We start from the raw sequence: 26,979 nt of genomic DNA, 5'->3' as shown, positions 1-26,979 counted from the left end.
GTGGAGAGCACCCCGCCATACCGGCAAATGCGCGCCGGTATGCGAGAAGAGCAACCGTGTCGCCAAGGGTAAACCTCAGGTTTATGGCTGCTGACCACGAGGGATCGAGTTTTGACATCTTTGACGCAAACCTGTGCGTTTCCTGACGAGGGCGTTAATATACCGCTGTCTGTGATCTCGGTCTCAGCGAAATTTCACGACGATCACTCCAAACGAAGTGGGGACTTCAATGGCAGGTGGGCATCGGTTGCCGAAAGGCGCCAAGGCGAATCGTTCTGGCAAGCGCGGCGGACGTGGCACGCACCGCGCGAAGCCGACCCGGCCGGAGCCATACGCATGGCTCGGCGTGGGGGCGGTGACCCTGGGCCTCGGTGCGGCACTGACCACCGGCACGGGCGTCGCCTACGCCGAGGAGGGCTCGGGTTCACCCAGCAGTCAGTCGTCATCGCCCTCGGGCTCCGACGGTGGCCAGGGTGCACCATCGGCCGGTTCGAACGCGGGTGACGGTGCCGCCTCCGGTGCTGATGCCGGCGAGAGCGCGGGCGGTCCTGCCGACGCCGATGACGGCGAGACTGAGGACGAGGACGCCGGAGACGACTCCGCACTCGATGGTCCCGACGGCGACACCGACGTCGAGGATGATGACGACGCCGACGACGAGTCCGACGACGGTGCGGGCGGCGGGCTGCTGCAGCCGGATCTGACCGCGGCCCAGAGCGGCGGTTCGACGACGACGAAGAAGCATGCCGTGCTCTCGACCGCGGAGGTGGCGACGGCGACGGTGATCGCGGACGGTTCCGCCCTTGTCGAGGAGGGGGATTCCGGCGGCATCGGTGCCGAGCCCACTGCAGCGCCGGAGGTCATCGGAGTCCAGACGCCCACGACGTTCACGTCGGCGGCGTCGAGCACCTCGTCGTCCAACCTCAGCACGGCGGCCGACGAGCCTGCACCCGCAGCCATCCCGAAGGCCATCGCGGTGCCGGTGCTCAAGTTCGTCGGCGGGTTCCTGAACCTGTTCGGGGTAAACACCAATTCCCCGTTGCCACCGCTTGATCTGGGGCTGGCTGCCGCGTGGACCTGGTTCCGCCAGCTCCAGACCGAGTGGGGCGTGGCCCCGCCGTCCAACGTGGTGGCGACCTCGGGTGAGCCCGATCCCGAGACGGGCAAGGTGACCGGCGTCCTGACCGCCACCAACCCGTCGGGTCTGGCGTTGACCTACAAGGTGACCATCGACCCGCTGCTCGGTGAGGTGACCGTCGGTGCCGATGGCGCCTTCACCTACACCCCGTCGGAGGCCGCGCGATTGGCGGCCATCCTCGCCCCGATCAGCGACGTCTTCACCGTCACGGTGTCCAACGGCATCGCGTCCAGCTACTCCCTGGTCACGGTGCCGATCGGCGCGACGACCGCGGGGACGCCGAGCATCCCGTCGACGGTGTCCCAGAGCACCAACACCACAACGGGTTTGGTGACCGGCCAGGTGGGCTCGACCGGTCCGGCCGGGCATCCCATCACCTATCAGGTGCTCACCCCGCCGCTGTTCGGCACGCTGAACTTCGACAGCGCGACCGGCCAGTACACCTATCAGCCCTCTGCCGTCGCGATGGCGCTGGCCAGCCTGGGCCTCGGGGCGCTCGGGGACGCGTTCACCGTTGTCGCCAAGAACGGCTCGTTGACCAGCCTGCCGGGCGTCATCTCGGTGCCGATCACCGCGGGTAACGCAACGCCGACCGCACCGGTGTCGTTGTCGCAGACCGTGAATCCGCTGACGGGCCAGGTGACGGGTCAGGTGGGTTCCACCGATCCCGGTGGCCAATCGCTCACGTACACGGTGATCACCTCCACGTTGGGCGGCACGCTGACGTTGAACAGCCAGACCGGCCAGTACACCTATCAACCGTCGGCTCTGGCGATGGCGCTGGCCGCCGCCGGGCTGGGAAGCGTGTCCGATGTGTTCACCGTGGTGGCCACGAACGGGATTCTTCCCAGCACCCCGTCGGTCATCACGGTGCCCATCACCGCGATCGAGGGTAAGCCGGGAACCCCGGTGGGCGGGGCGCAGAACACCAACCTCATTACCGGTGTGGTCACCGGCAGTGTGTCGGCCACCGATCCGATCGGCGCGGGTGTGACCTATGACGTGATCACCTCGACCCTGGGTGGCACGCTGAACTTCAACGAGCAGACGGGGACGTACACCTACACGCCGTCGGCCGCCGCTCGGACCCTTGCGGCCACCGGTGTCAACACCGATGTCTTCACCGTGGTGGCGATAAATGCTGCGGGCACAAGCGGCATCGCCACCATCACCGTGCCGATCGCGCCCAACCCGGCACCGCCGAGCACGCCCGTCAAGACCAACCAGGTGGTCAACAGCACCACCGGTCTGGTCACCGGAAAGCTGGTGTCGACCGATCCGAACGGGCTACCGCTGACCTACACACTCACCCTGGGCGGGATCCAGGGCAGCTACACGGTGAGCGCGAACGGTGACTTCACATTCCAGCCGTCCACCGCGGCGCGCACCGCGTCGTGGGCGGCCGGTGGCAACCTCAACGATGTGTTCACCGTGACGGTCTCCAACGGCATCTCCAGTTCCAGCGCCATCATCACGGTGCCGGTCAGTCCGAAGCGACCGTTCTGATCTGACCCGCCGACGGGCCGGGTGCGACCATACGATCGCACCCGGCCCGTTCGCGTGTCCGTCATCGCATCAGAAATCGCCCCAGCCGCCCTGCACCATGGTCTGGAACTTCCAGGAACCGCCGGCCTTCACCAGCAGGTCCCCGTAGCGGACCCGGTGCTCGACATCGCCCATCGCGATGGTCGCATCGGTGATGACGAACACGAGATTCTCGTTGAGGAAGTGTGGAGTCCGCACCGAGGTCATGTCGACCTCCGCAGCACCGACGAGTTGCTCGGTCATCTGCGCGACGTAGCGGGCCCGGTCGCAGGACTCGGCCTTGGTGTCGCTGACCTCATTGATGGGGAACATCGCCTGATCCGCCATGCCTTCCACGTCCTTGGCCGTCGCCAACGCGTCGAAGTTGGCGAACCAGGCCAGCACATCGGCGATGTCGGTCGAGCTCGGGGTGAAATCGCTTGGCTCGGGCACGGTGCGGGTCGGTTCGGCCATGGTGCTCCTCCTGATCGGAAACTTCGTACAGCGTACAGCGTACACAGTACTGAGAAGGGCGGTAGGTGCTGTCTACGATCGGAGCGTCGACAGAGAGGTGGCCGGTATGCCCAGCGGCACGCAGCGCTCCAGCGCGGGCGATCCCGCGCGCACACTGGAACTGCTCTGGCGGGAGCCCGCCCGCGCCCCGGCGCGCGGACCCCGGCAGCGCATCACCGTCGAGCAGGTCATCGCGGCCGCCATCGACATCGCCGACTCCCGCGGCCTGTCCGCGCTCACCATCCGGGCTGTCGCCGCCGCGCTGGGCGTCGCGCCGATGGCCATCTACACCTATGTGCCCGGCAAGGCCGAACTGCTGGACCTGATGCTCGATACCGTCTACCAACAGTTGCCCCGTGCCGGATTCACCGGGTCGGATTGGCGGGCAAAGGTTTCGGCCGTCGCTGCGGAAAACCGCGCCATGCTCGAGCAACACCGGTGGATCACCGAACTGCCCAGCACCAGGCCGCCGCTGGGCCCCGGCCTGATCGCCAAATACGATCACGAACTGAGCGCCTTCGACGGACTGGGCCTCAGCGATCTGGAGATGGACGCCGCGCTCACCCACGTCCTGGGCTTCGTGACCGCCGTCGCCCGGATCGGCATCGACACCCGGGCCGCGGCCGACGACAGCGGTGAAACCGACGAGCAGTGGTGGCAGCGCGTCGGGCCGCTACTGGACCGCGTGCTCGATGCCGAGCGTTACCCGCTGGCCGTCCGGGTCGGAGCGGCGGCGGGCCAGACGCACAACAGCGCCTACGACGCCGACCACGCCTACGAGTTCGGCCTGGCCAGGGTGCTCGACGGCCTGGCCGCGCTGATCGAGAGCTGAATTCGGTCAGCTACCGAAGGCGTTGCGCAGGAACGGCGTCGAGTCGACGAGGGAGGCCAGCACGGTCCCGCTGTGGTCCTCCTCGGGATAGACGCGCAGCTCCACATGCTGATTGTTGGCCACCAGCTGGTCATAGAACGCCAGCGTCGATGACGGCGGCACGTCCCGGTCCAACAGCCCGACGCCGAGGAAGATCGGGCGGTCGTATCCGGTCACCGGCGTGCCCATGAAATCGTTGAGCGCGGCCTCGATCCCGGGAATCGTCAACAGCGGCCGCGCGAACATCGCCGCCGGGCTCAGGTGCGCCAGTTCGTCGGTCAGCGGATGCACGCACACCGTCTCGGCGCGCGCGGCAGCCTCCAGTCCGGCCGGCGACAGCACGCTGTCGATGTCGAGATCGGGGCGCGCCTCGCGCAGAGCGGCGATGATGTAGGCCGTATAGGCGTTGGCGACCGGGCCGAGTTCGGGAAGTTGGAAGTCCGGCCCCGCCTGCGCGATGAACTTCTGGATATTGGCCGGGGTACCGGTGGCGACCACACCGCGATAGTCCAATCCGCTTCCCGCGCTGAATTCGGTCGCCCACCGGGCACTGGCGACCGCCGCGCCGCCGCCCTGGGACTGGCCGACGATCGCCCACTTCGGCGAGAGCGCCAAGGGCATCTTGTGCGCGGCGATCACCGAGTCGATGACACCGTGTGCGGTGGTGACGCTGTTGAGGTAGCTCATCAGGCCCGGGGTGCCGAGACCGGCGTAGTCGCTGGCGACCACGACGTACCCCTGTTCGAGCCAGTGCGACAGGTACTCGTCGTCGCGGGGTGTGCGCGGCAGCGCCGACGGCGTGCAGTCGTCACCGAGGCCGACGGTGCCGTGTGCCCAGGCGATCACCGGATAACCACCAGGGGGCGCCGGGGTGCGCGGGACGAAGACCGCCGCGGTGCTGACCGCCGGTGCACTGTGCTGATCGGTGGTGGCATAGAGAATCCGATACGCCGAGCCCGCGCCGGACAGCGACAGCCCGGGCGCGAGCGGTTCCGTCTGAATCAGACTGCCCGCCGCTGGAATTGGGCCTGAATAGAAGCGGGCGTCGAGCCCGGACCAGTCCGGCACCGCGGCCACGGCGGTACCGGGGACGGTCAGTACGAGGGCGGCGATGAACAGCATGAGGGCGCGGGCGGCGCGTCGTGATCCGGGCACACCGACAACCCTAGGCCGCGGTGGCGGGCACCTCACGTGTCGGACCCGACAACGCGGCGGCACAGTCCGGCCGCGCCAGACTCACGTCGATTCTTATCTTGACTAATTCCAGAAACGGGGACACACTCGGTGCCGTGACCACGACAGCGGACGTCCGGCAGATGCTGCGGGGTGCCGCGCTGCGTGTGACGCGCCCTCGGGTGGCGGTACTCGGTGCCGTCGCCGAACACCCGCACGCCGACACGGATTCGGTGATCCGCGCGGTACGCGCCGCGCTGCCCGATGTGTCGCATCAGACGGTGTACGACGCGCTGCATGCGCTGACCGCCGCCGGTCTGGTCCGCCGGATCCAGCCGACGGGATCGGTCGCGCGCTATGAGTCGCGGGTGGGCGACAACCACCATCACGTCGTGTGCCGGACGTGTGGGGCCATCGCCGACGTCGAATGCGCCGTCGGTGCGGCGCCCTGCCTGACCGGATCCGATGACCACGGGTTCGCCATCGACGAGGCCGAGGTCATCTACTGGGGCCTGTGCCCCGAGTGCGTTGCCGCACAGAGTCTTCAGCCGCACGCCGGCCCGAAGTAACAACCCAGCCCGACAGCCCGGAGAGGATCTATCAACGTGCCTGACGATCGCCCGATCGAAGACAGCCCGCCGATCGGCGAGGCCCAGACCGATGCTGCCCAGGGCGGCTGCCCCGCGGGCTTCGGCACGGTCAAGCCCCCCGTCGCCGGTGGCAGCAACCGGGACTGGTGGCCCGGTCAGCTCAACCTGAAGATCCTGCAGAAGAACCCCGATGTCATCAACCCGCATCCCGGTTTCGACTACCGCGAAGCGGTGAAATCCCTTGATGTCGAGGCGCTTCGAGCCGACATCATCGAGGTCATGCACACCTCGCAGGAGTGGTGGCCCGCCGACTTCGGGCACTACGGACCGTTCTTCATCCGGATGACCTGGCATGCCGCCGGCACCTACCGGGTGCAGGACGGCCGCGGGGGTGGTGGCACCGGCATGCAGCGATTCGCGCCGCTGAACAGCTGGCCGGACAACGTCAGCCTGGACAAGGCCCGTCGCCTGCTGTGGCCGGTGAAGCAGAAGTACGGCAAGAACCTGTCCTGGGCCGACCTGCTGGTCTACGCCGGCAACGTGGCGTTGGAGGACATGGGCTTCCGCACCGCCGGTTTCGCCTTCGGCCGGGAGGATCGCTGGGAGCCCGAGGAGGATGTCTACTGGGGCCCGGAGCAGGAGTGGCTGGACGACAAGCGCTACAGCGGTGAGCGCGACCTGGAGAACCCGCTGGCCGCGGTCCAGATGGGCCTGATCTACGTCAACCCCGAAGGCCCGGCCGGCAACTCGGATCCGCGGGCCTCGGCGGCCGATATCCGCGACACCTTCGGCCGGATGGCGATGAACGACATCGAGACCGCCGCGCTGATCGTCGGTGGCCACACCTTCGGCAAGACGCACGGCAACGGTGATGCCAAACTGGTCGGCCCCGAGCCGGAGGCCGCGCCGCTGGAACTGCAGGGCCTGGGCTGGCACAACCCGCAGGGCACCGGTGTCGGTATCGACGCCGTCAGCAGCGGCCTCGAGGTGACCTGGACGCACACGCCGACCAAGTGGGACAACAGCTTCCTGGAGATCCTCTACAGCAACGAATGGGAGCTGTTCAAGAGCCCGGCCGGCGCGAACCAGTGGCGGCCGAAGGACAACGGCTGGGCCAACTCGGTGCCGACGGCGGACCTCAAGGGCCGCACCCACCCGTCGATGCTGACCTCGGACCTGGCGCTGCGTGTCGACCCGGTCTACGAGAAGATCACCCGCCGCTGGCTGGACCATCCCGAGGAGCTGGCCCAGGAGTTCGCCAAGGCGTGGTTCAAGCTACTGCACCGCGATCTGGGACCGGTGTCGCGCTACCTGGGCCCCGAGGTGCCGAAAGACACCTGGCTCTGGCAGGACCTGATCCCGGCGGGCAAGCCGCTCTCGGATGCCGATGTCGCGACGCTGAAGCAGGCCATCAGCTCCTCCGGATTGACCGTCTCGCAGCTGGTGTCGACCGCGTGGAAGGCCATCTCGACCTTCCGGGAGAGCGATAAGCGAGGTGGTGCCAACGGCGGCCGGCTGCGGTTGCAGCCGCAGGTCGGCTGGGAGGCCAACGAGCCCGACGAGCTGGCCCGGGTGATCGCCACACTCGAGGAGATCCAGGGCTCGGCCGGAGTGGACGTGTCCTTTGCCGACCTGGTCGTTCTGGCCGGCAATGTCGGCGTCGAGACGGCGGCCAAGGCCGCCGGTCACGACGTGACGGTGCCGTTCACCTCCGGTCGCGGTGACGCCACCCAGGAGGAGACCGATGTCGAGTCGTTCTCCTACCTCGAGCCCAAGATCGACGGGTTCCGCAACTTCCTCGGCAAGGGACTGCGCCTGCCCGCGGAGTACTACCTGATCGACCGGGCCAACCTGCTCGACATCTCGGGACCCGAGCTGACCGCACTGGTCGGTGGTCTGCGGGTGCTGGACACCAACTTCGGTGGCACCCAGCACGGCGTGTTCACCGCCAGGCCGGGCGCGTTGACGAACGACTTCTTCGTCAACCTGCTCGATCAGGGCATCAAGTGGGAGCCGTCGCCGGCTGACGACGGCACCTATGTCGGCAACGACCGGGCCACCGGCGCGCAGAAGTACACCGGCACCCGCAACGATCTGGTGTTCGGCTCGAACTCGCAGCTGCGGGCGTGGGCCGAGGTGTATGCCGAGAACGGTGCGGAGGCCAAGTTCGTCGAGGACTTCGTCGCGGTGTGGGCCAAGCTCACCAACGCCGACCGTTACGACCTGAGCTGACTGCAGCCCCCGATCCAGGCCGGTCCCTTCGGGGACCGGCCTGGTTGTGGTTTGCGGGTCAGTGCTTCTTGCCGAAGGGCAGGAAGTGCACGATGGTGGCGACGATCGCGCCGACCACCAGGCCGAGGACAGCCGAGATGCCGGTGTTGACCAGCCAGGCCACCCCGCCCTCGATGACACCGATGGCGTGCGCGACCCAGTGCTCGGCATCGTGCACGAGCTCATAGGGCGGGCGTAGGCCTGCCTCGTAGCTCTGTGCCAGCAGGATGTGCCCGCCCACCCACAGCATCGCGACGGTGCCGATGATCGACAGGGCGGAGAGCACCTTGGGCATCGCGGCGACCAGGCCGCGGCCGAGCCGCTGAGCAAAGGCCGAACTCCGTTGCGCCAGAGCCAATCCGGCGTCATCCATCTTCACGATCAACGCGACCACCCCGTAGACGGCGGCCGTGATGACGATGGCCACGACGATCAGGCTGGCCAACCGCAGCCAGAACGTCTGCTCGGCGACCTCGTTGAGGGCGATCACCATGATCTCGGCCGACAGGATGAAGTCGGTGCGGATGGCGCCGGCCGTCATCGTCTTCTCGGCATCCTCGCCGGTGACGGTCGCCGGTGCGGCGTGGGCGTCGTGGGTGTCCTTGCGGATCCAGCCCCACACCTTCTCGGCGCCCTCGAAGCAGAGGAAGGTGGCGCCCGCCATCAGCAGGTAGGGCAGCGCCCACGGCGCGAAGATGCTCAGCAGCAGCGCGGCGGGAAGGATGAACACCAGCTTGTTGCGCAGCGAGCCGATCGCGATGCGCTTGATCATCGGCAGTTCGCGCGAGGCGCTGATGCCCTGGACGTACTGCGGGGTCACCGCGGTGTCGTCGATGACCACGCCGGCCGCCTTGGCGGTGGCCTTTCCGGCGGCGGCGCCGATGTCGTCGACCGAGGCGGCGGCCAGCCGGGCCATCGCCGCCACATCATCGAGAAGTCCGAACAGACCTGCGCTCATGTACCGAAGGCTAGCCGGTAGGACACCGCGGTGCGATCCCCGTGGCGATCAACCGCGAAATAACAGAGCAAGTGCTCTGTTATTATTATCGGCATGCCCCGCCCGCGTGTGTACGACCTGGACACGGTGCTCGACACCGTCGAGGCGCTGGTGGTCGCCCAGGGCCCGGCCGCGGTGACCGTGCGGGCCGTCGCAGCCGCGGCCGGGTTGTCCAATGGGGCGCTCTACCACAACTTCTCGTCACGCGCGGATCTGCTGGGCCGCGCCTGGCTGCGGGCGGGTGCGCGCTTCCTCGCGCTGCAACGCGCGGCGGCGGCGGCGACCACCGGCGTCGACGCCGTGGTGGCGGCGGCCGAGGCGCCGGCGGACTTTGCCGAACGGTATCCGGACTCGGCCAGGCTGGTGTTGACCGTCCGGCGCGAGGAGGTCCTCGGACCGGAGCTGTCCGACGGCCTCGACGCCGACCTGCGCGACCTCGATCGCCAGCTGGTGTCGGTCCTGGTCGCGTTGGCCGATGACGTCTGGGGGCGCCGGGATGCGGCCGCGGTCGACACGATCACCATCTGCATCGTCGATCTGCCCACCGCGATCCTGCTGAACCGGGACCGCCTGGCCGACCCCACCGCCCGCGCACACCTGCGCGCCGCCGTCCGGGCGGTCCTGCAGACAGGACCGCCACCACGAAAGGAACGACATCGATGACCGCGAGCATGGAAATCCTGGACGGTATTGCCGTCCTGAACCTCGGTGACGACGAAAACCGTTTCACACCAGACCTTCTCGACACGCTGCACGCGTTGCTGGACCGCGTGCAGTCGAACGGGGTCCAGGCTCTGGTGACCACCGCGACCGGCAAGTTCTACACCAACGGTCTCGATCTGGACTGGCTGGCCGCCCATGGTGACGAGACCCAGTGGTACGTCGGCCGGGTACAGGCTCTGCTCGCGCGGGTCCTCACGCTCGGTGTGCCGACGGTCGCGGCCGTCGTGGGCCACGCCTTCGGTGCCGGCGCCATGCTGGCCACCGCCCACGACTTCCGGGTGATGCGCGCCGACCGCGGGTACTTCTGCTTCCCGGAAGCCGATATCCAGATCCCGTTCACCGCGGGCATGGCGGCGCTGATCCAGGCAAAGCTGACCCCGCAGGCGGCGGTCGCGTCGATGACCACCGGTCGCCGGTTCGGCGGCCCCGACGCGCTGCGCTACGGAATCGTGGATGTGACCGCCGACGAGGGTGCGGTGACCGACGCGGCGCTGGATCTGGCCCGGCCGCTGGCCGGGAAGGACCCGGGCACGCTGGCCGCGATCAAGACGACCATGTTCGGTGCCGCCGCGTCGGCACTCACGGCCGCCGACTCAATGGCATCCCGGTGACCGTCGCCACGTCGAGCGCCTGATAAGGATTGATCATGGGAACCAATCAGCGCGCCAAGATCGTGATGGCCGACGAGGAGATCGCCGAGTTCGTCAATCGCAGCCGCACCGCCACCATGGCGACGGTGCTGCCCAACGGCCGGCCCCATCTGGTGGCCATGTGGTACGCCGTGCTCGACGGCGAGATCTGGTTCGAGACCAAGGCCAAATCACAGAAGGCCGTCAACCTGCGCCGCGACCCCACCGTCACCGTGATGATCGAGGACGGCCACACCTACGACACCCTGCGCGGGGTGTCGATCGACGGCACGGCCGATATCATCGACGACCCGGACACCAATCTGCGGGTGGGCATCAGCGTGTGGGAGCGCTACACCGGGCCCTACACCGAGGAGATGAAGCCGTTCGTGGAGCAGATGATGAACAACCGGGTGTGCGTGCGGGTCGTGCCGCAACGCACCCGCAGCTGGGATCACCGCAAGCTCGGGATGCCGGCAGTTCCGCTGGGCGGCACCACCGCCCAGTACCTCGGCTAGACCCGGTCCCGCGGGGTCAGGGATTCTTGTGCAGGTACTGCGTCACCATGGAGCAGTAGGACTCGATCTGCAGTCCGGCTGCACGGGTGGCGGCGACGGTCTCGGCGACGAGTTGCGTGCCGAGCCCGCGGCCCCCGAACGCCGGATCGATCTCGGTATGGGTGAAGATCCGGACACCGTCGCGGTCCTGGAAATCGATCAGGCCGACCTGTCTGCCGTCCAGCGCGATGGTGAACCGATTCTCGCCGGGTGTCACCACGGCGGCATTCTGTTCAGCGGACACGAGGCTTGAGCCTAGTGCCGGGTAGGCCCGGCGCCGGTAGCCGGGGGACCGCGCCGCGGTAGCCGATGACCTCGCCGAACTGATCGGCCGAGTGCTCGGCGGACTGCCAGTTCTGCCGGTAGGCGACGATCTCCTCGTGGCTGCGGCCGACGAAGTTCCACCACATCAGCAGCGCCTCACCGAAGGGCGGGCCGCCGAGCAGGATGACCCGAGCGGGGCCGTCTCCGGTGTTGGCCAGCCGTAACCGGTCACAGCCGGGCGACTGATAGGCCAGGTCGGCACGATGCAGAGCGATGCCGCCGATATCGACGGACCCCTCGTCCAGCAGGACCCCGTGTTCGAAGGTCCGGTCGACCGGGAGGTCCACCTCGGCGTGCGGTTCGAGATCGACCTGCGCCCCGAGCAGCGGTGTGAAGGTGTGCACCGGTGAGCGGTCACCGGCGAGTTCGCCGAGGAAGACCCGCAGCGTCGCACCGGTGATCGGGTGCGGTTGCGGCGCATGGTGGGCGAAATCGCGCGTCGTGTGCCGGTCGGCGTCGGGCAGGGCGACCCAGAGCTGGACGCCGTGCAGAACATCCGTGGCCGCGGTCGACACCTCGGAATGGCAGATGCCGGCACCGGCGGTCATCAGGTTGAGTTCGCCGGGACGCACCATCGCATGGACGCCGTTGCTGTCGCGGTGCTCGATCTCGCCGCTGAAAAGCCAACTGACGGTCTGTAATCCGGTGTGCGGGTGCGGCGGGACATCCATGCCGCCGCCGGTTCGGATGTCGTGGGGGCCGTAGTGGTCGGCAAAACACCAGGCGCCGATCATCGAGCGCTCCCGGGCCGGCAGGGTGCGCCGCACCGTCATGGCACGCGGACCACCGAGCGGCACGTCGCGGGCATGTAGTACGCCGGTGAATGTGGATGCGCGGCAATCGACTTCATCGGGAGCGGGTTCGGCGTTGCTCACCGTGTCGAGCTTAGCTGCAGATTAAGGGACGGTGCCGGCATGTCGCCTCTCGGCAAGTGGTCGCACGAAGCGACGGTTTTCTCAGTGGTACCCGGGGCATGTCCGGCACCGTCGCTCATCTCAACAGGACACCGGCCCCGGCTATTCCGGACCCCGGTGAGGTGATCATCGTCACCCGCTGTGGCCGTCAAAATTGACGTTCGGGTGGCTACTGTTGTACCGACGAGTAACTTTTGTGAAGGGTTGGCAGGGATGGCGCGTCGGGGCGCAAGGATGCTGGTGGCAGCGGTCGCCGGAATATCAGGACTGACCGCACTTGCCACACCCGCGGCGGCCGAGGCGGATGCCAAGGTGATGCCGATGACCAGCGTGGTGCGGGCGTGCGACTTCAGCGTCTCGCCGCACACCTGGCGTACCGGCTATGCCCGGGCCGTCGCGCTGGTGCGTCTGGCGGCCGCCGGCTCGGTGCCGGTGGAGGTGCAGCTGCAGACCGCGGTGCCCAACACCGACTACTACGTCAAGGTCTTCCAGATGCCGCGTGGCTCGGCCGACTGCGCCGTCGCTCCGATCGGGGTGCGCACCGACGCCGTGGGCGCGGCGACGATCACCGTCAACGCCCCGATCGACGCCGGTACGACCGGCATCTGGGTCTCCGTCGAGCGACCCGACCCGTATTCGCAGCAGCCCGCCGAGGTGTACACCTCGGATTTCATCGCCGCGGTCTGATCGGGCGCCGCTCCCGCTGCCGGCCCCTCGAAAACGGCAGCGGGAGCGACCCGTTCTAGGCGGACTCCAGGAAGAGTCGACGCATACGCACCGGATAGCCGTTGCGTTCGGCCAGTGAGCGCAGTTGCTTCAGCGCAAAGGACCGTCCGCGGCCGCCCTCGGGAATGACGATGCCGGCCCACAGGCCCTCGGCCCGCGGCAGCTCACATGCCTCGCGTGCGCACGCCCAGCGGCGTGGGCACATCCGGCAGATCGCCTTGGCCTCCTCGTCGGCGGTGTTGGTCCAGCGCTCCGGATCGCGGGTGCAGTCGCCGACCGGCAATCCGTCCAGGCCCAGTGCGTTCATGGTGTGTCTCCTCGTACCGCGGCGGCTCGACTGCCGCATTGCGGACGAATCTAGATCACAAACCGTAGCAATGCAACAGTTTGTAGATCGACCGCCGCAGCCAGAAGGCGCGGTAGCGCCGCCGGTAGGCAGATAAATGAGCTCTGTGCTGCGCGAATGATGTCGCGGACAGCGCGTCACTGCAACGGTTTGATGCATTGCATTGATACGGTTCGGCTGTGGCGACATCACGGTGAACGGCACCCCAAGCCATAGCAGTGCTCCAGCTCTGGCTAGGATCAGCACACCCATCGTGGGCACCAGAAGGGACATGACGTGGTCGAGACCGGGAGCGCCGGGCCCGCCGACGATCCCGGCATGGTCCGCGCCGGTGCCGCCGCCGCCGCCCGTCGACGCGAGCTGAACGTGAGCCAACGCCGCCTGGCCGCCGACGGCGTCATCAATGCCGGCGCCCTCATCGCGTTCGAGAAGGGCCGCAGCTGGCCGCGTCTGGGTACCCGCACCAAGCTCGAGGCGGTCCTGCAGTGGCCGCCGGGCACCATCGAGCGGATCCGCCGTGGTGAACCGGCCACCCCCGCCGCCCCACGCCGCCCGGCCGCTACGGCTGCCGACGAGGTGCCGTTGATCGCCCAGGCGGTCGTGGCCGCGGCCAATACCTTCGCCGGTGCGATCGCCGGACTACCCGCGGTGACGGATCCCGAGTTCACCACCCGAGCCACGGCCATCCTGGCCGATCTACGCCAGCTCGAGACGGTGGCCGCGCGGGCCGCGCGCATCCAGGTGACCCCGGAACTCATCCGCGCGCTGAGCACAGTCCGCAGCCGGATCGACGAGTTGACGCTGCGGGCCGCCGGCGCACCGACCGCCACGCTGGGCCAACGCCTCTATGCCGCCCGCCGACGCGCCAACCTCACCATCACCGAGACCGCCCAGGTGGCCGGTCTCAGCGACGACGCGATCGCCGATGCCGAGGCCGAACGAGCGCTCACCGCGGCCGATGCCGAGGCGATCGAGACACTGATCACGCAGATAGATTGGCGCTGAACGACTTTTCAGAAGCGTTCGCGGTGGCGGTCGTCGCTGGTCGGGAAATGCGCGGCCAACGCGGCAGCGATCTCGACGAACTTGCGGCGGGTCTGCGGGGACATCACCGCCGTGCCGGCGATGACGCCGCCGGGGCGCAGCCGGCCGTCGAACGGCACCTCGACGACGGCCTGCCCCTGACCGGCGAACTGCTGGGCCAGGATGCTGCGGGTCCGCTTGTCGGCGTGCCCGTCGGAGTCGTTGAGCACCACGACGGTGCGCTGCAGCAGTCCGGTGAGCCCGCGCGCGGCCAGCCAGTCCATCGTCTGTCCGGCCGCCGCCGCGCCGTCGACCCACGGGGAGGACACCACGATCAGCGCGTCGAGGTCGCGCAGCACCTCCTGGGTCACCGGGCTGTCCATCGTGGAACTGCAGTCCACGATCGAGATCGAGAAGTGGCGGTCCAGCCGGGAGGTCGCCTCCCGGTAGATGGCCGGATCGAGCACCCGCCGGCGCGCCGGGGTGCCCTCCCCGGCCAACACGAACAGCCCCGCGGCGTTGTGCCCGACCCGGCTGCGGATATCGGCGAAGGTTTCCAGATGCTGATCGCCGGCCAACTCCCAGTACGAGCCGACGGCCCGGGGGTCGACCCGGCTGCCGAGCTTGCCGAAGGCGGTGTCGGCGTCGACGGCCACCACCCGGTCGTCCTGGCGAAGTTCGGCCAGTACCGAACCGACACTGGCCGACACCGTGGTCTTGCCGACCCCGCCCTTGCCCAGTACGCCGATCTTGTAGTGACCCCGCAGCGCACCGCGGACCCTGGCCTCCAGCTCGGCCTGGCGCACCTCGTCCGGGGACGGCCCCAGGTTGATCAGCCCGAAGGAGGCGCGGAAGACGGCCCGCCGCCAGCCGCGCGCGGGCTGGGTGCGCCGGGTCGGCACGAGATCCTGCACGGGGATCCGGTCGGCGTAGGAGGCCGGCGGAGCGGGCGGGGTGACCCGGCCCGGAGCCGGTTGCTGCGCAGGCCACGGTTGCGGCGGATAGGGCGGTCGGGCGGGCCCCGGCGGTCCGGCGGGCGGTCGACCCGGTGGTGCCTGCCTCGCCGGGGCCGGCCACGGCGGCGGCGCCGGTCGTTGGCCGGGGATAAGGCCGGTGTCCACGCCGCGTACCGGCTGGTCGTGCACCGGGGGCACCTCGGGCTCGAACTCCGCGCCCTCCGGACCGGTCCAGCCCAGCTCGCGGCGCAATGCGTCGTCGCGGTCGGTCACCACATCTCCTCTCCGATGTCATCCCAGTATCAACCACGGCCCCCGCGCCGGCCGGTACCGAGGTGGCCCGGCAAACGGTCTGGCCTGCCCAAATTGGTGCATCCGGGGTGCTCGGCGCGCTGTTAGGGTCGGTTGGTCGTACGCGACAGATCCGGTGCTGCGGAATCCGCGAAGCCGCCCCGGGCGTGACGATATTCTCGCAAGGGGGAGGGGGATGCAGCGATGACCAGTTCTTTCGCCGGCCACGGCGAACCCACGCACTATGACGATGTGGTCGCCGTCGAGGTCACCATCGACGGAATGCTGGTGATCGCCGACCGCCTCCAGCTCGAGGAGTTTCCCCCGGCGCTGGGGATACGTCCCAACATCCCGCAACCCGAACTCCGCGACAAGGTCTGGGATCAGGTCGCCCGTGATCTGACCGAACAGGGGGTGTTGGACGCCTTCGGTGCGCCGCACCCCGAGGTGGCGGCCATGACCGACACCCTGTCCCGGCCCGACCGCACCCTCGAGGGCCGCTGGTGGCGGCGCGACGTCGGCGGCAAGATGGTGCGATTCGCGGTGTGCCGCAAGGGTGACCGGCATGTGATCGCGGCCCGCGACGGTGATCTGCTGGTGCTGCAACGGGTCGCACCGCAGGTGGGCCTGGCCGGCATGGTGACCGCGGTGCTGGGTCCGGCGGATCCGGCCGATGTCGAGCCGATGACCGCCGTTTCCACCCGGCTGGCCGAGTCGCGGACACCGAATCAGTTGTCGCAGTTCGGTATTTCCCCTGCATCCGCGCGAACGTATGCCGAGGCCACGGCCAACCCGAACAGCTGGGTGGAGATCACGGCGAGTGAACGGCACTCCGGCGGGACGTTCACCCGGACCGACGTGGCCGCCGGTGTGCTGGACTCCGCGCAGGGACGCATCGTGTCCATCCCGCGCAAGGTCAACGGCGAGCTGTATGGCAGCTTCCTTGCCGGCACCAGTGACAACATGCAGCGCGCGCTGGACGGGCTGATGTCCTTTCTCCCCTCGGGGGCCTGGTTCGAGGCCAAGGCCGAGACGACCTACTACGACGACGGAGACTGAGCACCTTGATGGTGGGCACCCAGCCCTTTGACGACGACGACGAGGTCGACACCGTGGATACCGGTAGCGACCTCGCCGCTTTCGACGACCTCTTCACCGTGCCCGGCCAGGACGGTCCGTCGGATCTGGATGCCTTCGAAGTGGCACCCGGCGACGCCGAAGAGGTTGCCGCCGAGCCACTCTTCACCGTGACGAACCCGCCGGGCACCGTCACCGTCGCCGCACTCCTGGACGGCCGCATCCACAAGATCGAGTTGTCCCCCGAGGCGACCACCCTGGCCGAGACCGAGGCGGAGCTGGCCGCCGAGATCGTCGTCATCGCCGATCTGGCCATCGAACAGGCCCGCTCCGCCCAGTACTCCTATGTACTGGAAGGTATGCAGAGTCACGGCCACGACACCATCGACACGCGTGATTTCCTCACCCGCAGCGTCGGACTGCCGTCCCCGGAGCAGGCCAGGGCCACGCAGGCGCACGTCTTCTCGACACGGTACGGAGGCCTCGATGACTGACCACCTGGCCGCCCTGTTCGGTTCCGCGGTCGGCATGCTCCCCAGCGCCCCGGCCCGCTCCCTGGAACTGTTCACCGAGATCACCACCGCGGACGAGACCGCGTGCGACGCCTGGGTGGGCCGCATCCGGTGCGGTGACACCGACCGCGCGACGCTGTTCCGGGCGTGGTTCTCGCGCAACAACTTCGGACAGCTCGCCGGTGCCGCCGAGATCTCGATGAACAGCCTGGGCGCGCGCATCCCCATCGGTGGGATGTTCGGTGACATCACCTACCCGGTGAACTCGCCGTTGGCCATCACCATGGCCTTCGCCGTGCGCGAGGCCGCCGAGGGCAACCACGCCGACGCCATGGAGGCCCTCGACGACGCACCCGCGATGGGTGGCGAGTACCTGGTGTCCTGGATCCGGGCGGTCATCTACGGCGCCGCCGAACGCTGGACCGACGTGATAGACGAGGTCCGCTCCGCGGGCAGCTGGCCGGACAAGTTCCTCGGTGCGGCAGCGGGTGTGGCGCACGGCGTCGCGGTGACCAATCTGGGCCTGTTCACCGAGGCGGAGCGACGGCTCACCGAATCCAACGCCTCCCCGGCCGGAGAGGCGTGCGCGCCTGCCATCGCGTGGTACCTGGCGATGGCCCGCCGCAGCCAGGGTAACGAGGACGCCGCGATGGCCCTGCTGGAATGGTTGCAGGCCACCCACCCGTCCCCGAAGGTGACCGCAGCGCTGCGGGATCCGGCGTATCGGCTGGTGACCACGACGGCCGAGAAGATCGCCCAGCGTACCGATCCGTGGGATCCGGCCAGCGTCGTCGCCGACACCTCCGGCCGGGAGAAGCTGCTCGCCGACGCGCAGGCCGAGCTGGAGCGCCAGATCGGCCTGAGTCGGGTCAAGGAACAGATCGAGAAGTACCGCGCCGCAACGCAGATGGCCAAGGTCCGGGCCGCCCGCGGAATGAAGGTCGCCCAGCAGTCCAAGCACATGATCTTCACCGGCCCGCCGGGTACCGGCAAGACGACCATCGCCCGGGTGGTGGCCAACATCCTGGCCGGCCTCGGCGTGATCGGTGAGCCCAAACTGGTGGAGACCTCGCGCAAGGATTTCGTCGCCGAGTACGAGGGCCAGTCCTCGGTGAAGACCTCGCGGACCATCGACCGCGCCCTCGGCGGCGTGCTGTTCATCGACGAGGCCTACACGCTGGTGCAGGAACGCGACGGCCGGGCCGATCCGTTCGGCACCGAGGCGCTGGACACCCTGCTGGCCCGGATGGAGAACGACCGGGACCGGTTGGTCGTCATCATCGCCGGTTACGGCAGCGATATCGACCGGCTGCTGGAGACCAACGACGGTCTGCGGTCCCGCTTCTCGACCCGCATCGAGTTCGACTCCTATGCACCGGAGGAGATCGTCGACATCGCCAAGGTGATCGCCGCGGCCAACGATTCACAGCTCAGCGAGGAGGCCGCCAAACGCGTCCTGGACGCCGCGACGCTGCTGCACGACCGGACGCTCGGCGGCAAACCCGCCCTCGACATCGCCGGGAACGGCCGCTATGCCCGGCAATTGGTGGAAGCGGGCGAGCAGAGCCGGGATATGCGACTGGCCCGCTCACTGGACTTCGAGAGCCTGGACGTGGCCCAGCTCAGCGAGATCAGCGGTGAGGACATGACCGCGGCGATCGACGCCGTGCACGCCCGGCTGAACATCGGATAGCCATGGCAGGTTTCCGGCTCACCACCAAGGTCCAGGTCAGCGGCTGGCGCTTCCTGTTGCGCCGCGTCGAGCACGCCATCGTGCGTCGCGACACCCGGATGTTCGACGATCCGCTGCAGTTCTACAGTCGGGCCGTGATGTGCGGTGTCGTCATCGCCGTCATCATCTGCCTCGGCGCCGCGCTGCTGGCCTACTTCAAGCCTCTGGGCAAACGCGGCTCGGACACCCTGCTGGTGGACCGCAGCACCAATCAGCTGTACGTGGTGGTGCCCGGGTCGGACGGTATCCGCCCGGTGTACAACCTGACCTCGGCACGGCTGGTCCTCGGCAACCCGGCCGAGCCGTCGGCGGTCAAGTCCGAGGAGCTCAACCAACTGCCGAAGGGTCAACCGATCGGCATCCCGGGTGCGCCCTATGCGACGCCGGTGGGAGCGCCCTCGGCGACATGGTCGTTGTGCGACAACGTGATCAAGCCCGACAGTGTGGCGCCCCAGGTCGAGACCTCGGCGCTGGTGATGCCGCTGGCGCTGGACGCCTCCGTCGGGCCGCTGCGACCCAATCAGGGCGTGCTGGTCAGCTACAAGGACCTCACCTGGCTGGTGACCGCCGACGGCAGGCACTCCATCGACCTGGCCGACCGCGCCGTCACCTCCGCCGTCGGCATCCCGGTGACGGCACGGGCCACCCCGATTTCGGAGGCGTTGTTCAACGCGCTGCCCAATGTCGGCCCGTGGAAGCTGCCTGCCGTCCCGGCCGCCGGTGCCCCCAACACGTTGGGGCTGCCGCCGAATCTGGTCATCGGCTCGGTGTTCCGGACCCTGAACAACGATGTCGAGCAACGGTATGTGGTGCTGTCCGACGGGGTGGCCAAGGTCAACGGCACCACCTCGGCCGCGCTGCGCGCCACCAACTCCTTCGGTCTGATCACCCCGCCCTCGGTGGAGGCCAGCGATGTGGCCAGCATCGCCGAGCAGGTGTTCATCTCCCCGTTGCCCGACGAGCCGATGGACATCCGGTTGCGCCAGGACGCCCCGACGCTGTGCTGGGCGTGGCAACGCGACCCGGGTGACCAGGGACCGCGGCAGACGGTGATCAGCGGCAGGCACCTACCCGTCCCGCCGGCCCGGATGAACGGCGGAATCGACCAGATCTCCGGGAACGCAACGGTGTTCATCGACGGCGGACAGTATGTCCGGTTGCAGTCCCCGGACCCGCGCTACGGCGAGAGCCTCTACTACATCGATCCGCAGGGGGTGCGCTACGGGCTGCCGAACGAGGACACCGCGGCGGCGCTGGGCCTCAGCGGGCCGCTGACGGCGCCGTGGCAGGTGGTCAGCTGGCTGATCGACGGCCCGGTGCTGTCCAAGCAGGCCGCGCTGCTGGAGCACGACACCCTGCCGCCGAGCCCCAACCCGCGCAAGATCACCGATGAACTGGCCGCTCCGGTGGGCGCCGTCTCGCCGGTGCCCGGGGCGCCGGCACCCGCACCCGGCAGCAACCTGCCGGCCCAGGCCCCCGGATCCCCGCTGCCTCCGGAAGGAGCAGGTGGATGACCACCAAGAAGTTCACGCCGATCATCAAGCGCGGCCCGCGGCTGACGCCCGGCGAAATCACCATCACCCCACCGGATGACCTCGGTATCGACATCCCGCCGTCGGGCATCCAGAAGGCGCTGCCCTGGGTGATGGGCGGCGGAATGCTCGGCATGATCGCGATCATGATCTTCACCGGTATCCGGCAGCTGTCGCCGTACATGCTGATGATGCCGCTGATGATGATCATGGCCACGGTCGGGTTCATGGCCGGTGGCGGGCCGGGTGGCAAGCGGGTGCCCGAGATCAACGCCGACCGCAAGGAGTACCTGCGGTATCTGGCCGGTCTGCGGACGCGGGTGACGACATCGGCCGCCGCGCAGGTGACGTTCTTCAGCTATCACGCACCGCATCCCGAGGATCTGCTGTCCATCATCGGCACCAACCGGCAGTGGTCGCGACAGTCCAACGCCGACTTCTACGCGGCCACCCGGATCGGGGTCGGCTCCGAACCTGCGGTGGACCGGCTGCTCAAACCGTCGGTGGGCGGCGAACTGTCCGGACCGTCGGGAGCCCCGCAACCACACCTGGAGCCGGTCAGCCACATGTGGCTGATCAAGTTCCTGCGCACCCACGGTCTGATCCACGACTGCCCGAAGCTGGTGCAGCTGCGGACATTCCCCACCATCGCCGTCGGTGGCGACACCGCGCGGGCGGGCGCACTGTTGCGCGCGATGATCTGTCACCTGGCGGTCTTCCATCCGCCCGACCTCATGCAGATCCGGGTGCTGACCGACAATCCGGAGGACCCGGACTGGGCGTGGCTGAAATGGCTGCCGCACGTGCAGCATCAGACCGATACCGACGCGGCCGGCGCGACCCGGCTGGTGTTCACCCGGCCGGACGGGTTGTCCGACCTGACGGCGCGCGGCCCGCACACCGCCGACGCCGCGCCCAGCGGACCCTACGTCGTGGTCATCGATCTGACCGGCGGCAAGGCCGGCTTCCCGGTGGACGGCCGGGCCGGGGTCACCGTCATCACGCTGGGCAATCACCGCGGGTCGGCCTATCGCATCCGCCTCGATCCGGATGGCAGCGCCGATGATCGGCTGCCCAACCAGACCTTCCGGCTGGTCGCCAACACCGCCGACCAGATGACCCCGACGCAGGCCGGCCGGGTGGCGCGCAAGCTGGCCGGCTGGTCGATCACGGGCACGATCATCGACAAGAGCACCCGGGTGCACAAGAAGGTCGCCACCGAATGGCACCAGCTGGTCGGCGCGCAGTCGGTCGAGGAGGTGACCCCTTCGCGCTGGCGGATGTTCACCGACACCGACCGCGACCGGTTGAAGATCCCGTTCGGGCACGAGCTCAAGACCGGCGACATCATGTATCTCGACATCAAGGAGGGCGCCGAATTCGGCGCCGGCCCGCACGGCATGCTGATCGGTACGACCGGTTCCGGTAAGTCGGAATTCCTTCGTACGCTGATTCTTTCACTGGCCGCCACGCACCATCCCGACCAGGTCAACCTGCTGCTCACCGACTTCAAGGGCGGTTCGACCTTCCTCGGCATGGAGAAGCTGCCGCACACCGCGGCGGTGGTCACGAACATGGAGGAGGAGGCCGAGCTGGTCAGCCGCATGGGCGAGGTGCTCTCCGGTGAACTCGACCGCAGGCAATCCATCCTGCGCCAGGCCGGTATCCAGGTCGGCGCGGCGGGCGCCCTCTCCGGTGTCGCGGAGTACGAGAAGCACCGCGAACGCGGCGCCGACCTGCCGCCATTGCCGACGTTGTTCGTCGTCGTCGACGAGTTCGCCGAGCTGTTGCAGAACCATCCCGACTTCATCGCGCTGTTCGACCGGATCTGCCGCGTCGGCCGGTCGCTGCGGGTGCATCTGTTGTTGGCCACCCAGTCGCTCAACACCGGTGGTGTGCGTATCGACAAGCTGGAGCCCAACCTCACCTATCGGATCGCGTTGCGCACCACCAGTTCCGCCGAATCCAAGGCGGTGATCGGGACGCCGGAGGCGCAATACATCACGAACAAGGAGAGCGGCGTCGGGTTCCTGCGCGTCGGTATGGAGGATCCGGTCAAGTTCCGCAGTGTGTACACCGGCACCAACTACGTCCCGGCGTCTGCGGTCAGCGTGGGCGGCGACTCGGCCCCGCGGATCCAGGTGCCCAGTCAGCTACGCATCCAACCGTTCACGGCCGCACCGATGATGGACGCCTCGGGGGTGACACAGTGACATCGACCGAATCCGAGCCGCGCGTCCTGCGCGAGGTGGTGCTGAATCAGTTGACCACCGGCGAGATCCGCGCCTACCGGATGTGGCTGCCACCGCTGACCGACCCGACCCCGGTCAACGAACTCGTCGAGCGCGATCAGCGCCAACCGCTGCGGTTCGGGCTCGGCATCATGGATGAGCCGCGCCGGCACCGCCAGGAGGTCTGGGGCATCGACGTCTCGGCGGCGGCGGGCAACATCGCGATCGGTGGGGCCCCGCAGACCGGCAAGTCGACGTTCCTGCAGACACTCGTGCTGTCGGCCGCGGCCACCCACACGCCGCGACAGGTGCAGTTCTACTGCATCGACCTCGGCGGTGGCGGCCTGATGTACCTGGAGGATCTGCCGCACGTCGGCGGGGTGGCGACCCGGTCGGAGCCGGACCGCGTCAACCGCGCCGTCGCCGAGATGAAGGCCGTTCTGCGGCAACGGGAGGCGATGTTCAAGCAGTACCGGGTGGGCTCGATCGCGACGTATCGCCAGATGCGCGAGGATCCGAACCACCCGGCGTCGGCGGACCCGTTCGGGGACGTGTTCCTGGTGATCGACGGGTGGCCGGCGTTCGTGGCCGAGTTCCCGGACCTGGAGCCGGTGGTGCAGGACCTGGCCGGCCAGGGCCTGGCTTTCGGCGTGCACACCATCATCTCGACACCGCGCTGGACCGAACTGAAGTCACGTGTGCGCGACTACCTGGGCACCAAGGTCGAGTTCCGGCTCGGTGACGTCAACGAGACACAGGTCGACCGGATGACCCGCGACATCCCCACCAATCGGCCGGGACGGGCCATCTCCGGGGAGAAGCACCATCTGATGATCGGCGTCCCGCGGTTGGATGGCGTGCACAGCGCCGCCGACATCGTGCCGGCGATCACCGCCGCGGTGGATCACATCGCCTCGCTGCACACCGACGAGGCGCCGCGGGTGCGGGTGCTACCCGAACGTATCCATCTGCGCGAGCTCGATCCGGCACCACCCGGGCCGGATTCCGATTACCGCACCCGGTGGACGATCCCGGTGGGGATCCGCGAATCCGATCTGTCGGTGGCCTACAACAACATGCAGGTCACCCCGCACCTGTTGATCTTCGGGGCACCGAAGTCCGGCAAGACGACGATCGCCCACGCGGTGGCGCAGGCGATCTGTGCCCGCAACAGCCCGCAGCAGGTCCGCTTCATGCTGGCCGACTACCGGTCCGGTCTGCTCGACGCGGTCCCGCAGAGTCATCTGCTGGACGCCGGTGCGGTCAACCGCAACAGCACCTCGCTGGAGGAGTCGATCAAGGCCCTGGCCGTCAACCTGAAGAAGCGGTTGCCGCCGCCGGACCTGACCACCGCCCAGTTGCGCTCCCGGTCGTGGTGGACGGGCCCCGACGTGGTGCTGCTGGTCGACGACTGGCACATGATCGTGGCGGCCGGCGGGATGATCCCGCCGATGGCCCCGTTGGCCCCGCTGCTGCCGGCGTCGGCGGATATCGGGCTGCACATCGTCGTCACGTGCCAGATGAGCCAGGCGCACCGCGCCACCATGGACAAGTTCGTCGGGGCGGCCTACGGCGCCGGATCTCCTACTCTGTTCCTCTCCGGGGAGAAGACGGAGTTCCCGACTAGCGAGTTCAAACTCAAGCGCCGGCCGCCTGGCCAGGCGCTTCTGGTGTCCCCGGATGGGAAGGAGGTCGTCCAGGCGGCCTATATCGATCCCCCCGCAGAAGAAGTGTTCTGAGCACCCCCAAACCACGGTTAATATGGATTCGTAGCCGACCAGCAAAATCGATGTCGGCTAGATAGCAAATGGGTCGGGGGAACGATTCTTATGCGACGGAGCAAGTTTTCTGTCTCCCTTCTCAGCTTTGGCATCCAGGCTTTTCGGACGATGTGAGGAGGAACTGCAAATGCAACCGTTGGCGCACAATCCCGCCGTTCTCGGTATCGGCGGACAGGTGATCGCAAATGGGTCGCGTGGTCTGGCCACCGGCACCGCAACAACTGCCGAGGCTGCGGCCCTGCTGCCGGCAGGTGCCGAGGAAGTTTCGGCGCAGGCCGTGCTGGCCTTCGCCGGTGAGGCAGCGCAGATGGCCGCCCTCAACGCCTACGCGCAGCAGGAACTGGCGCGCGCCGGAGCCGCCTACCTGGAGGCCACCGGCATCTACACGACGGTCGACGGCGAAGCCGCCGCCACCCTTTCCTAGGCCCGGATCCGGCCGTCGGCCGGCTGTCGAGACTGAGTCCAGCAAACCATGACCACACTGCCCGCAATTGTGCCGATGCTGTACGGCGCGCTGCCACCGGAGGTGAACACCGGCCGGTTGATGGCGGGCGCCGGTGCGGTGCCGATGTACCAGGCCGCCGCGGCCTGGGAGGCACTCGCCATCGCACTGGAGACCCAGGCTGAGGAGCTTTCCGCCAGCCTGGCCTCGCTGGCGGGGTCCTGGCAGGGTGGGGCCAGCGAGCGGGCCGTCCAGGCGACCATGCCCATGGTGGTGTGGCTGCGGACCAGCGCTGTGCAGGCGCAGAAGCGGGCCATGCAGGCGATCGCCCAGGCGAACTCCTATCTGCTGGCGATGGCCGTGACCCCGCCGCTGGTCGAGATCGAGGCCAACCACGTCACGCATGCGGTGCTGGAGGCGACGAACTTCCTGGGTGTCAACGCGGTGCCGATCGCGGTCAACGAGTTCGACTACTTCGTGCGGATGTGGACGCAGGCGGCCGGCGCGATGCACGGCTACCAGGCCGAGACGGCGGCGAACACCGTGTTCGAACCGATTCCGCCGCTCAAGCCGATCGTGATGCCCGGCGTCGGCGAGGCCGCCCTCGGGATGGCGACCGGCCGGCTCGCGGCCTCCCTGCCGGGATCGGCGATGCGGGAGATGGCCTTCGCGCACGTGGGCGCCCAGGCCACGATGGAGTCGGCCAAGTTGCTGGGCGGCCGGGCCGCGGCGATGGGCAACCAGGCCGCGGTTGCGGCGCAGAGCCAGACGCGCAAGGCGGAGAACACCGCGCAGCAGGCCCAGGGTGAACCCGAGCAGTTGATGAGCAGTGCGCAGCAGGGCGCACAGATGGGTATGCAGGTCGCCTCGCAGGTCGGGTCGATGCTCACACAGGCGCCGCAGCAGATGATGCAGTCGGTCACTCAGCCGGTGCAGCAACTCGTCGCGCCGCTGCAGCAGGTCAGTTCGATGTTCGGTCAGCTGAGCGGCGGGATGAACCACGGCGCGCAGTTCGGCCTCGTGGGTGCCAATCCCTTCTCCAACCATCCGCTGGCCGGCGGCAGCGGTGCCAGCGCCGGGGCCGGACTGGTCCGCGCGGCATCGCTGCCCGGCGCGGGTGGCACGTTGGCCGGCACGTCGCTGATGAACGGTCTGCTCGGCCAGACCCCCGCCGCCACGGCCGCGCCGGTCGGTGCGGCGGCGGGCGGTGCGGGCGCGGGTCTTGCGCCGGTCGGGAATGCCGGCGCCGGTGGCGGACCGATGGGCGGTATGGGGCACGGCGCCAAGCGGGGCACCACCCGGCAGGGTCTGGCGGCGCCATCCGCCCTCGCCCACGACCTGGGTGAAGACGAAGAAGAAGATGACGACTGGTGAATCGTCAACTCACACAAGACTTCCCGGCCGAGGGGGCTGGAAGACTCGCCACCAGTGGTGAGGACACAGGAATAAAGGAAGAGTACCGAGCATGGCACAGATGAATACAGATGCCGCTGTCCTCGCCAAGGAGGCGGCCCACTTCGAGAGCATTTCCGGCGAACTGAAGGGCGTCATCTCGCAGGTCGAGGCGACCGGCGGATCGCTCGCGGCCCAGATGGTCGGTCAAGCCGGTACCGCCGCGCAGGCGGCGCTGCTGCGCTTCCACGAGGCCGCCGCGCGACAGGTCCAGGAGCTCAACGACATCTCCCAGAACATCCAGACCTCCGGCATGCAGTACACCACCGCCGACGACGACCAGGCCGGCAATCTGTCGGCGGCGATGAACCTCTGACGCAAGAGAAAACTTCCAGAAGGAGATAACAGATGACCAATCAGGTTTGGGAATTCGGCGGGATCGAAGGTTCCGCGGGTGAGATCAACGGCGCCGTCGGCGTCACCCAGGGTCTGCTCGACGAGGGCAAGGCCTCGCTGGCCTCGCTGGCCTCGGTGTGGGGTGGTTCCGGTTCGGAGGCCTACCAGGCCGTCCAGATGCGTTGGGACAGCACGTCGGCCGAACTGAATGCCGCCCTGCAGAACCTGGCGCAGACCATCAGCGAAGCCGGTTCGTCGATGCTCCAGACGGAGCAGGGCGTCACCGGGATGTTCGCGTAGAACCGACCGCACCCAGGG

The 26,979-nt window shown here is 68.4% G+C and carries 26 protein-coding genes; 19 read left to right on the top strand and 7 right to left on the bottom strand.

Going from position 1 to position 26,979, the window contains the following annotated elements:
* Window positions 1-355: 355 nt before the first annotated feature.
* The gene (locus BST17_RS24395; RefSeq protein ID WP_133053578.1) at window positions 356-2,644 is read left to right on the top strand and encodes an Ig-like domain-containing protein; all 2,289 of its coding nucleotides are present in this window, start codon (window positions 356-358) and stop codon (window positions 2,642-2,644) included.
* A 69-nt stretch (window positions 2,645-2,713) separates the two neighbouring features.
* Here the strand turns inward: BST17_RS24395 and BST17_RS24390 are convergent, their stop codons facing one another.
* On the bottom strand, window positions 2,714-3,136 hold the full coding sequence (locus tag BST17_RS24390) for a hypothetical protein (protein ID WP_083061481.1): 423 nt from the start codon (window positions 3,134-3,136) through the stop codon (window positions 2,714-2,716).
* Between the two features lie 106 nt (window positions 3,137-3,242).
* Here BST17_RS24390 and BST17_RS24385 point away from each other — a divergent pair, with 106 nt between their 5' ends.
* Complete coding sequence (locus BST17_RS24385) at window positions 3,243-4,007, top strand: TetR/AcrR family transcriptional regulator (protein WP_083061495.1); 765 nt, start codon at window positions 3,243-3,245, stop codon at window positions 4,005-4,007.
* Between the two features lie 6 nt (window positions 4,008-4,013).
* Here the strand turns inward: BST17_RS24385 and BST17_RS24380 are convergent, their stop codons facing one another.
* Window positions 4,014-5,168, bottom strand: coding sequence for an alpha/beta hydrolase family protein (locus tag BST17_RS24380; RefSeq protein WP_083061480.1), 1,155 nt, complete (start codon window positions 5,166-5,168; stop codon window positions 4,014-4,016).
* A 194-nt stretch (window positions 5,169-5,362) separates the two neighbouring features.
* Between BST17_RS24380 and BST17_RS24375 the strand changes: the two genes are divergently transcribed.
* Both BST17_RS24375 and katG read left to right on the top strand, forming a co-directional pair.
* Entirely contained in the window at window positions 5,363-5,788 is a 426-nt protein-coding gene (locus tag BST17_RS24375) for a Fur family transcriptional regulator (protein WP_109750279.1), read from the top strand.
* Window positions 5,789-5,824: 36 nt separating this feature from the next.
* A complete protein-coding gene (gene katG / locus BST17_RS24370; RefSeq protein WP_083061478.1) occupies window positions 5,825-8,041 on the top strand; it encodes a catalase/peroxidase HPI in 2,217 nt (738 codons plus the stop codon).
* A 58-nt stretch (window positions 8,042-8,099) separates the two neighbouring features.
* Here katG and BST17_RS24365 read toward each other — a convergent pair whose 3' ends face one another.
* A complete protein-coding gene (locus tag BST17_RS24365) occupies window positions 8,100-9,038 on the bottom strand; it encodes a DUF808 domain-containing protein (RefSeq protein WP_083061477.1) in 939 nt (312 codons plus the stop codon).
* A gap of 93 nt (window positions 9,039-9,131) precedes the next feature.
* Here BST17_RS24365 and BST17_RS24360 point away from each other — a divergent pair, with 93 nt between their 5' ends.
* Genes BST17_RS24360 through BST17_RS24350 form a run of 3 tightly spaced genes read left to right on the top strand, consistent with a single transcriptional unit; the run spans window position 9,132 to window position 10,947 of the window.
* Window positions 9,132-9,740, top strand: a complete 609-nt coding sequence (locus BST17_RS24360) for a TetR family transcriptional regulator (protein ID WP_083061476.1) — start codon at window positions 9,132-9,134, stop codon at window positions 9,738-9,740.
* Complete coding sequence (locus BST17_RS24355; RefSeq protein WP_083061475.1) at window positions 9,737-10,411, top strand: enoyl-CoA hydratase-related protein; 675 nt, start codon at window positions 9,737-9,739, stop codon at window positions 10,409-10,411. The genes BST17_RS24360 and BST17_RS24355 overlap by 4 nt, the downstream gene beginning before the upstream one ends.
* 35 nt (window positions 10,412-10,446) lie before the next feature.
* Complete coding sequence (locus BST17_RS24350) at window positions 10,447-10,947, top strand: pyridoxamine 5'-phosphate oxidase family protein (protein ID WP_083061474.1); 501 nt, start codon at window positions 10,447-10,449, stop codon at window positions 10,945-10,947.
* A gap of 16 nt (window positions 10,948-10,963) precedes the next feature.
* Here the strand turns inward: BST17_RS24350 and BST17_RS24345 are convergent, their stop codons facing one another.
* Window positions 10,964-11,230 (bottom strand): GNAT family N-acetyltransferase, encoded by a 267-nt coding sequence (locus BST17_RS24345; protein ID WP_083061473.1) that lies wholly within the window; start codon window positions 11,228-11,230, stop codon window positions 10,964-10,966.
* A complete protein-coding gene (locus BST17_RS24340) occupies window positions 11,220-12,185 on the bottom strand; it encodes a pirin family protein (RefSeq protein WP_083061472.1) in 966 nt (321 codons plus the stop codon). Before BST17_RS24340 ends, BST17_RS24345 begins: the two co-directional genes overlap by 11 nt.
* 279 nt (window positions 12,186-12,464) lie before the next feature.
* On the opposite strand from BST17_RS24340, the gene BST17_RS24335 reads away from it, so the two are divergent.
* The gene (locus BST17_RS24335; protein ID WP_133053577.1) at window positions 12,465-12,911 is read left to right on the top strand and encodes a hypothetical protein; all 447 of its coding nucleotides are present in this window, start codon (window positions 12,465-12,467) and stop codon (window positions 12,909-12,911) included.
* A gap of 55 nt (window positions 12,912-12,966) precedes the next feature.
* Here BST17_RS24335 and BST17_RS24330 read toward each other — a convergent pair whose 3' ends face one another.
* Window positions 12,967-13,257: a WhiB family transcriptional regulator gene (locus BST17_RS24330; protein WP_083061470.1), complete on the bottom strand. Its 291-nt coding sequence runs from the start codon at window positions 13,255-13,257 to the stop codon at window positions 12,967-12,969.
* 357 nt (window positions 13,258-13,614) lie between these two features.
* On the opposite strand from BST17_RS24330, the gene BST17_RS24325 reads away from it, so the two are divergent.
* Window positions 13,615-14,301, top strand: a complete 687-nt coding sequence (locus tag BST17_RS24325; protein ID WP_083061494.1) for a transcriptional regulator — start codon at window positions 13,615-13,617, stop codon at window positions 14,299-14,301.
* A gap of 8 nt (window positions 14,302-14,309) precedes the next feature.
* On the opposite strand, the gene BST17_RS24320 is transcribed toward BST17_RS24325, so the two are convergent.
* On the bottom strand, window positions 14,310-15,548 hold the full coding sequence (locus BST17_RS24320) for a MinD/ParA family ATP-binding protein (protein ID WP_083061493.1): 1,239 nt from the start codon (window positions 15,546-15,548) through the stop codon (window positions 14,310-14,312).
* A 222-nt stretch (window positions 15,549-15,770) separates the two neighbouring features.
* Between BST17_RS24320 and BST17_RS24315 the strand changes: the two genes are divergently transcribed.
* The 10 genes from BST17_RS24315 to BST17_RS24270 all read left to right on the top strand — a co-directional run bounded on the left by BST17_RS24315 (window position 15,771) and on the right by BST17_RS24270 (window position 26,961).
* The gene (locus BST17_RS24315) at window positions 15,771-16,625 is read left to right on the top strand and encodes an ESX secretion-associated protein EspG (protein WP_083061469.1); all 855 of its coding nucleotides are present in this window, start codon (window positions 15,771-15,773) and stop codon (window positions 16,623-16,625) included.
* A gap of 8 nt (window positions 16,626-16,633) precedes the next feature.
* Entirely contained in the window at window positions 16,634-17,137 is a 504-nt protein-coding gene (locus BST17_RS24310; protein ID WP_083061468.1) for a hypothetical protein, read from the top strand.
* Entirely contained in the window at window positions 17,130-18,848 is a 1,719-nt protein-coding gene (gene eccA, locus BST17_RS24305) for a type VII secretion AAA-ATPase EccA (protein WP_083061467.1), read from the top strand. The genes BST17_RS24310 and eccA overlap by 8 nt, the downstream gene beginning before the upstream one ends.
* A gap of 2 nt (window positions 18,849-18,850) precedes the next feature.
* Window positions 18,851-20,401: a type VII secretion protein EccB gene (eccB, locus tag BST17_RS24300; protein WP_083061466.1), complete on the top strand. Its 1,551-nt coding sequence runs from the start codon at window positions 18,851-18,853 to the stop codon at window positions 20,399-20,401.
* Window positions 20,398-22,632 carry a type VII secretion protein EccCa gene (gene eccCa / locus BST17_RS24295; RefSeq protein WP_083061465.1) on the top strand — a complete coding sequence of 745 codons (2,235 nt, stop codon included), beginning with the start codon at window positions 20,398-20,400 and terminating at the stop codon, window positions 22,630-22,632. The genes eccB and eccCa overlap by 4 nt, the downstream gene beginning before the upstream one ends.
* A complete protein-coding gene (eccCb, locus tag BST17_RS24290; protein WP_083061464.1) occupies window positions 22,629-24,389 on the top strand; it encodes a type VII secretion protein EccCb in 1,761 nt (586 codons plus the stop codon). Before eccCa ends, eccCb begins: the two co-directional genes overlap by 4 nt.
* A 169-nt stretch (window positions 24,390-24,558) precedes the next feature.
* Complete coding sequence (locus BST17_RS24285) at window positions 24,559-24,855, top strand: PE domain-containing protein (RefSeq protein WP_083061463.1); 297 nt, start codon at window positions 24,559-24,561, stop codon at window positions 24,853-24,855.
* Between the two features lie 48 nt (window positions 24,856-24,903).
* Entirely contained in the window at window positions 24,904-26,247 is a 1,344-nt protein-coding gene (locus tag BST17_RS24280) for a PPE family protein (protein ID WP_234807801.1), read from the top strand.
* 91 nt (window positions 26,248-26,338) lie between these two features.
* Window positions 26,339-26,641: a WXG100 family type VII secretion target gene (locus BST17_RS24275; protein WP_083061462.1), complete on the top strand. Its 303-nt coding sequence runs from the start codon at window positions 26,339-26,341 to the stop codon at window positions 26,639-26,641.
* Window positions 26,642-26,673: 32 nt separating this feature from the next.
* Window positions 26,674-26,961: a WXG100 family type VII secretion target gene (locus tag BST17_RS24270; protein ID WP_083061461.1), complete on the top strand. Its 288-nt coding sequence runs from the start codon at window positions 26,674-26,676 to the stop codon at window positions 26,959-26,961.
* The last annotated feature ends 18 nt before the right edge of the window (window positions 26,962-26,979 follow it).

It is taken from the genome of Mycolicibacterium bacteremicum (genome assembly GCF_002086115.1).
In the GTDB taxonomy this organism is placed as follows: Bacteria; Actinomycetota; Actinomycetes; order Mycobacteriales; family Mycobacteriaceae; genus Mycobacterium; species Mycobacterium bacteremicum.
Note: the sequence above shows the minus strand (reverse complement) of the source record. Positions and strands in the feature narration are given on the sequence as shown.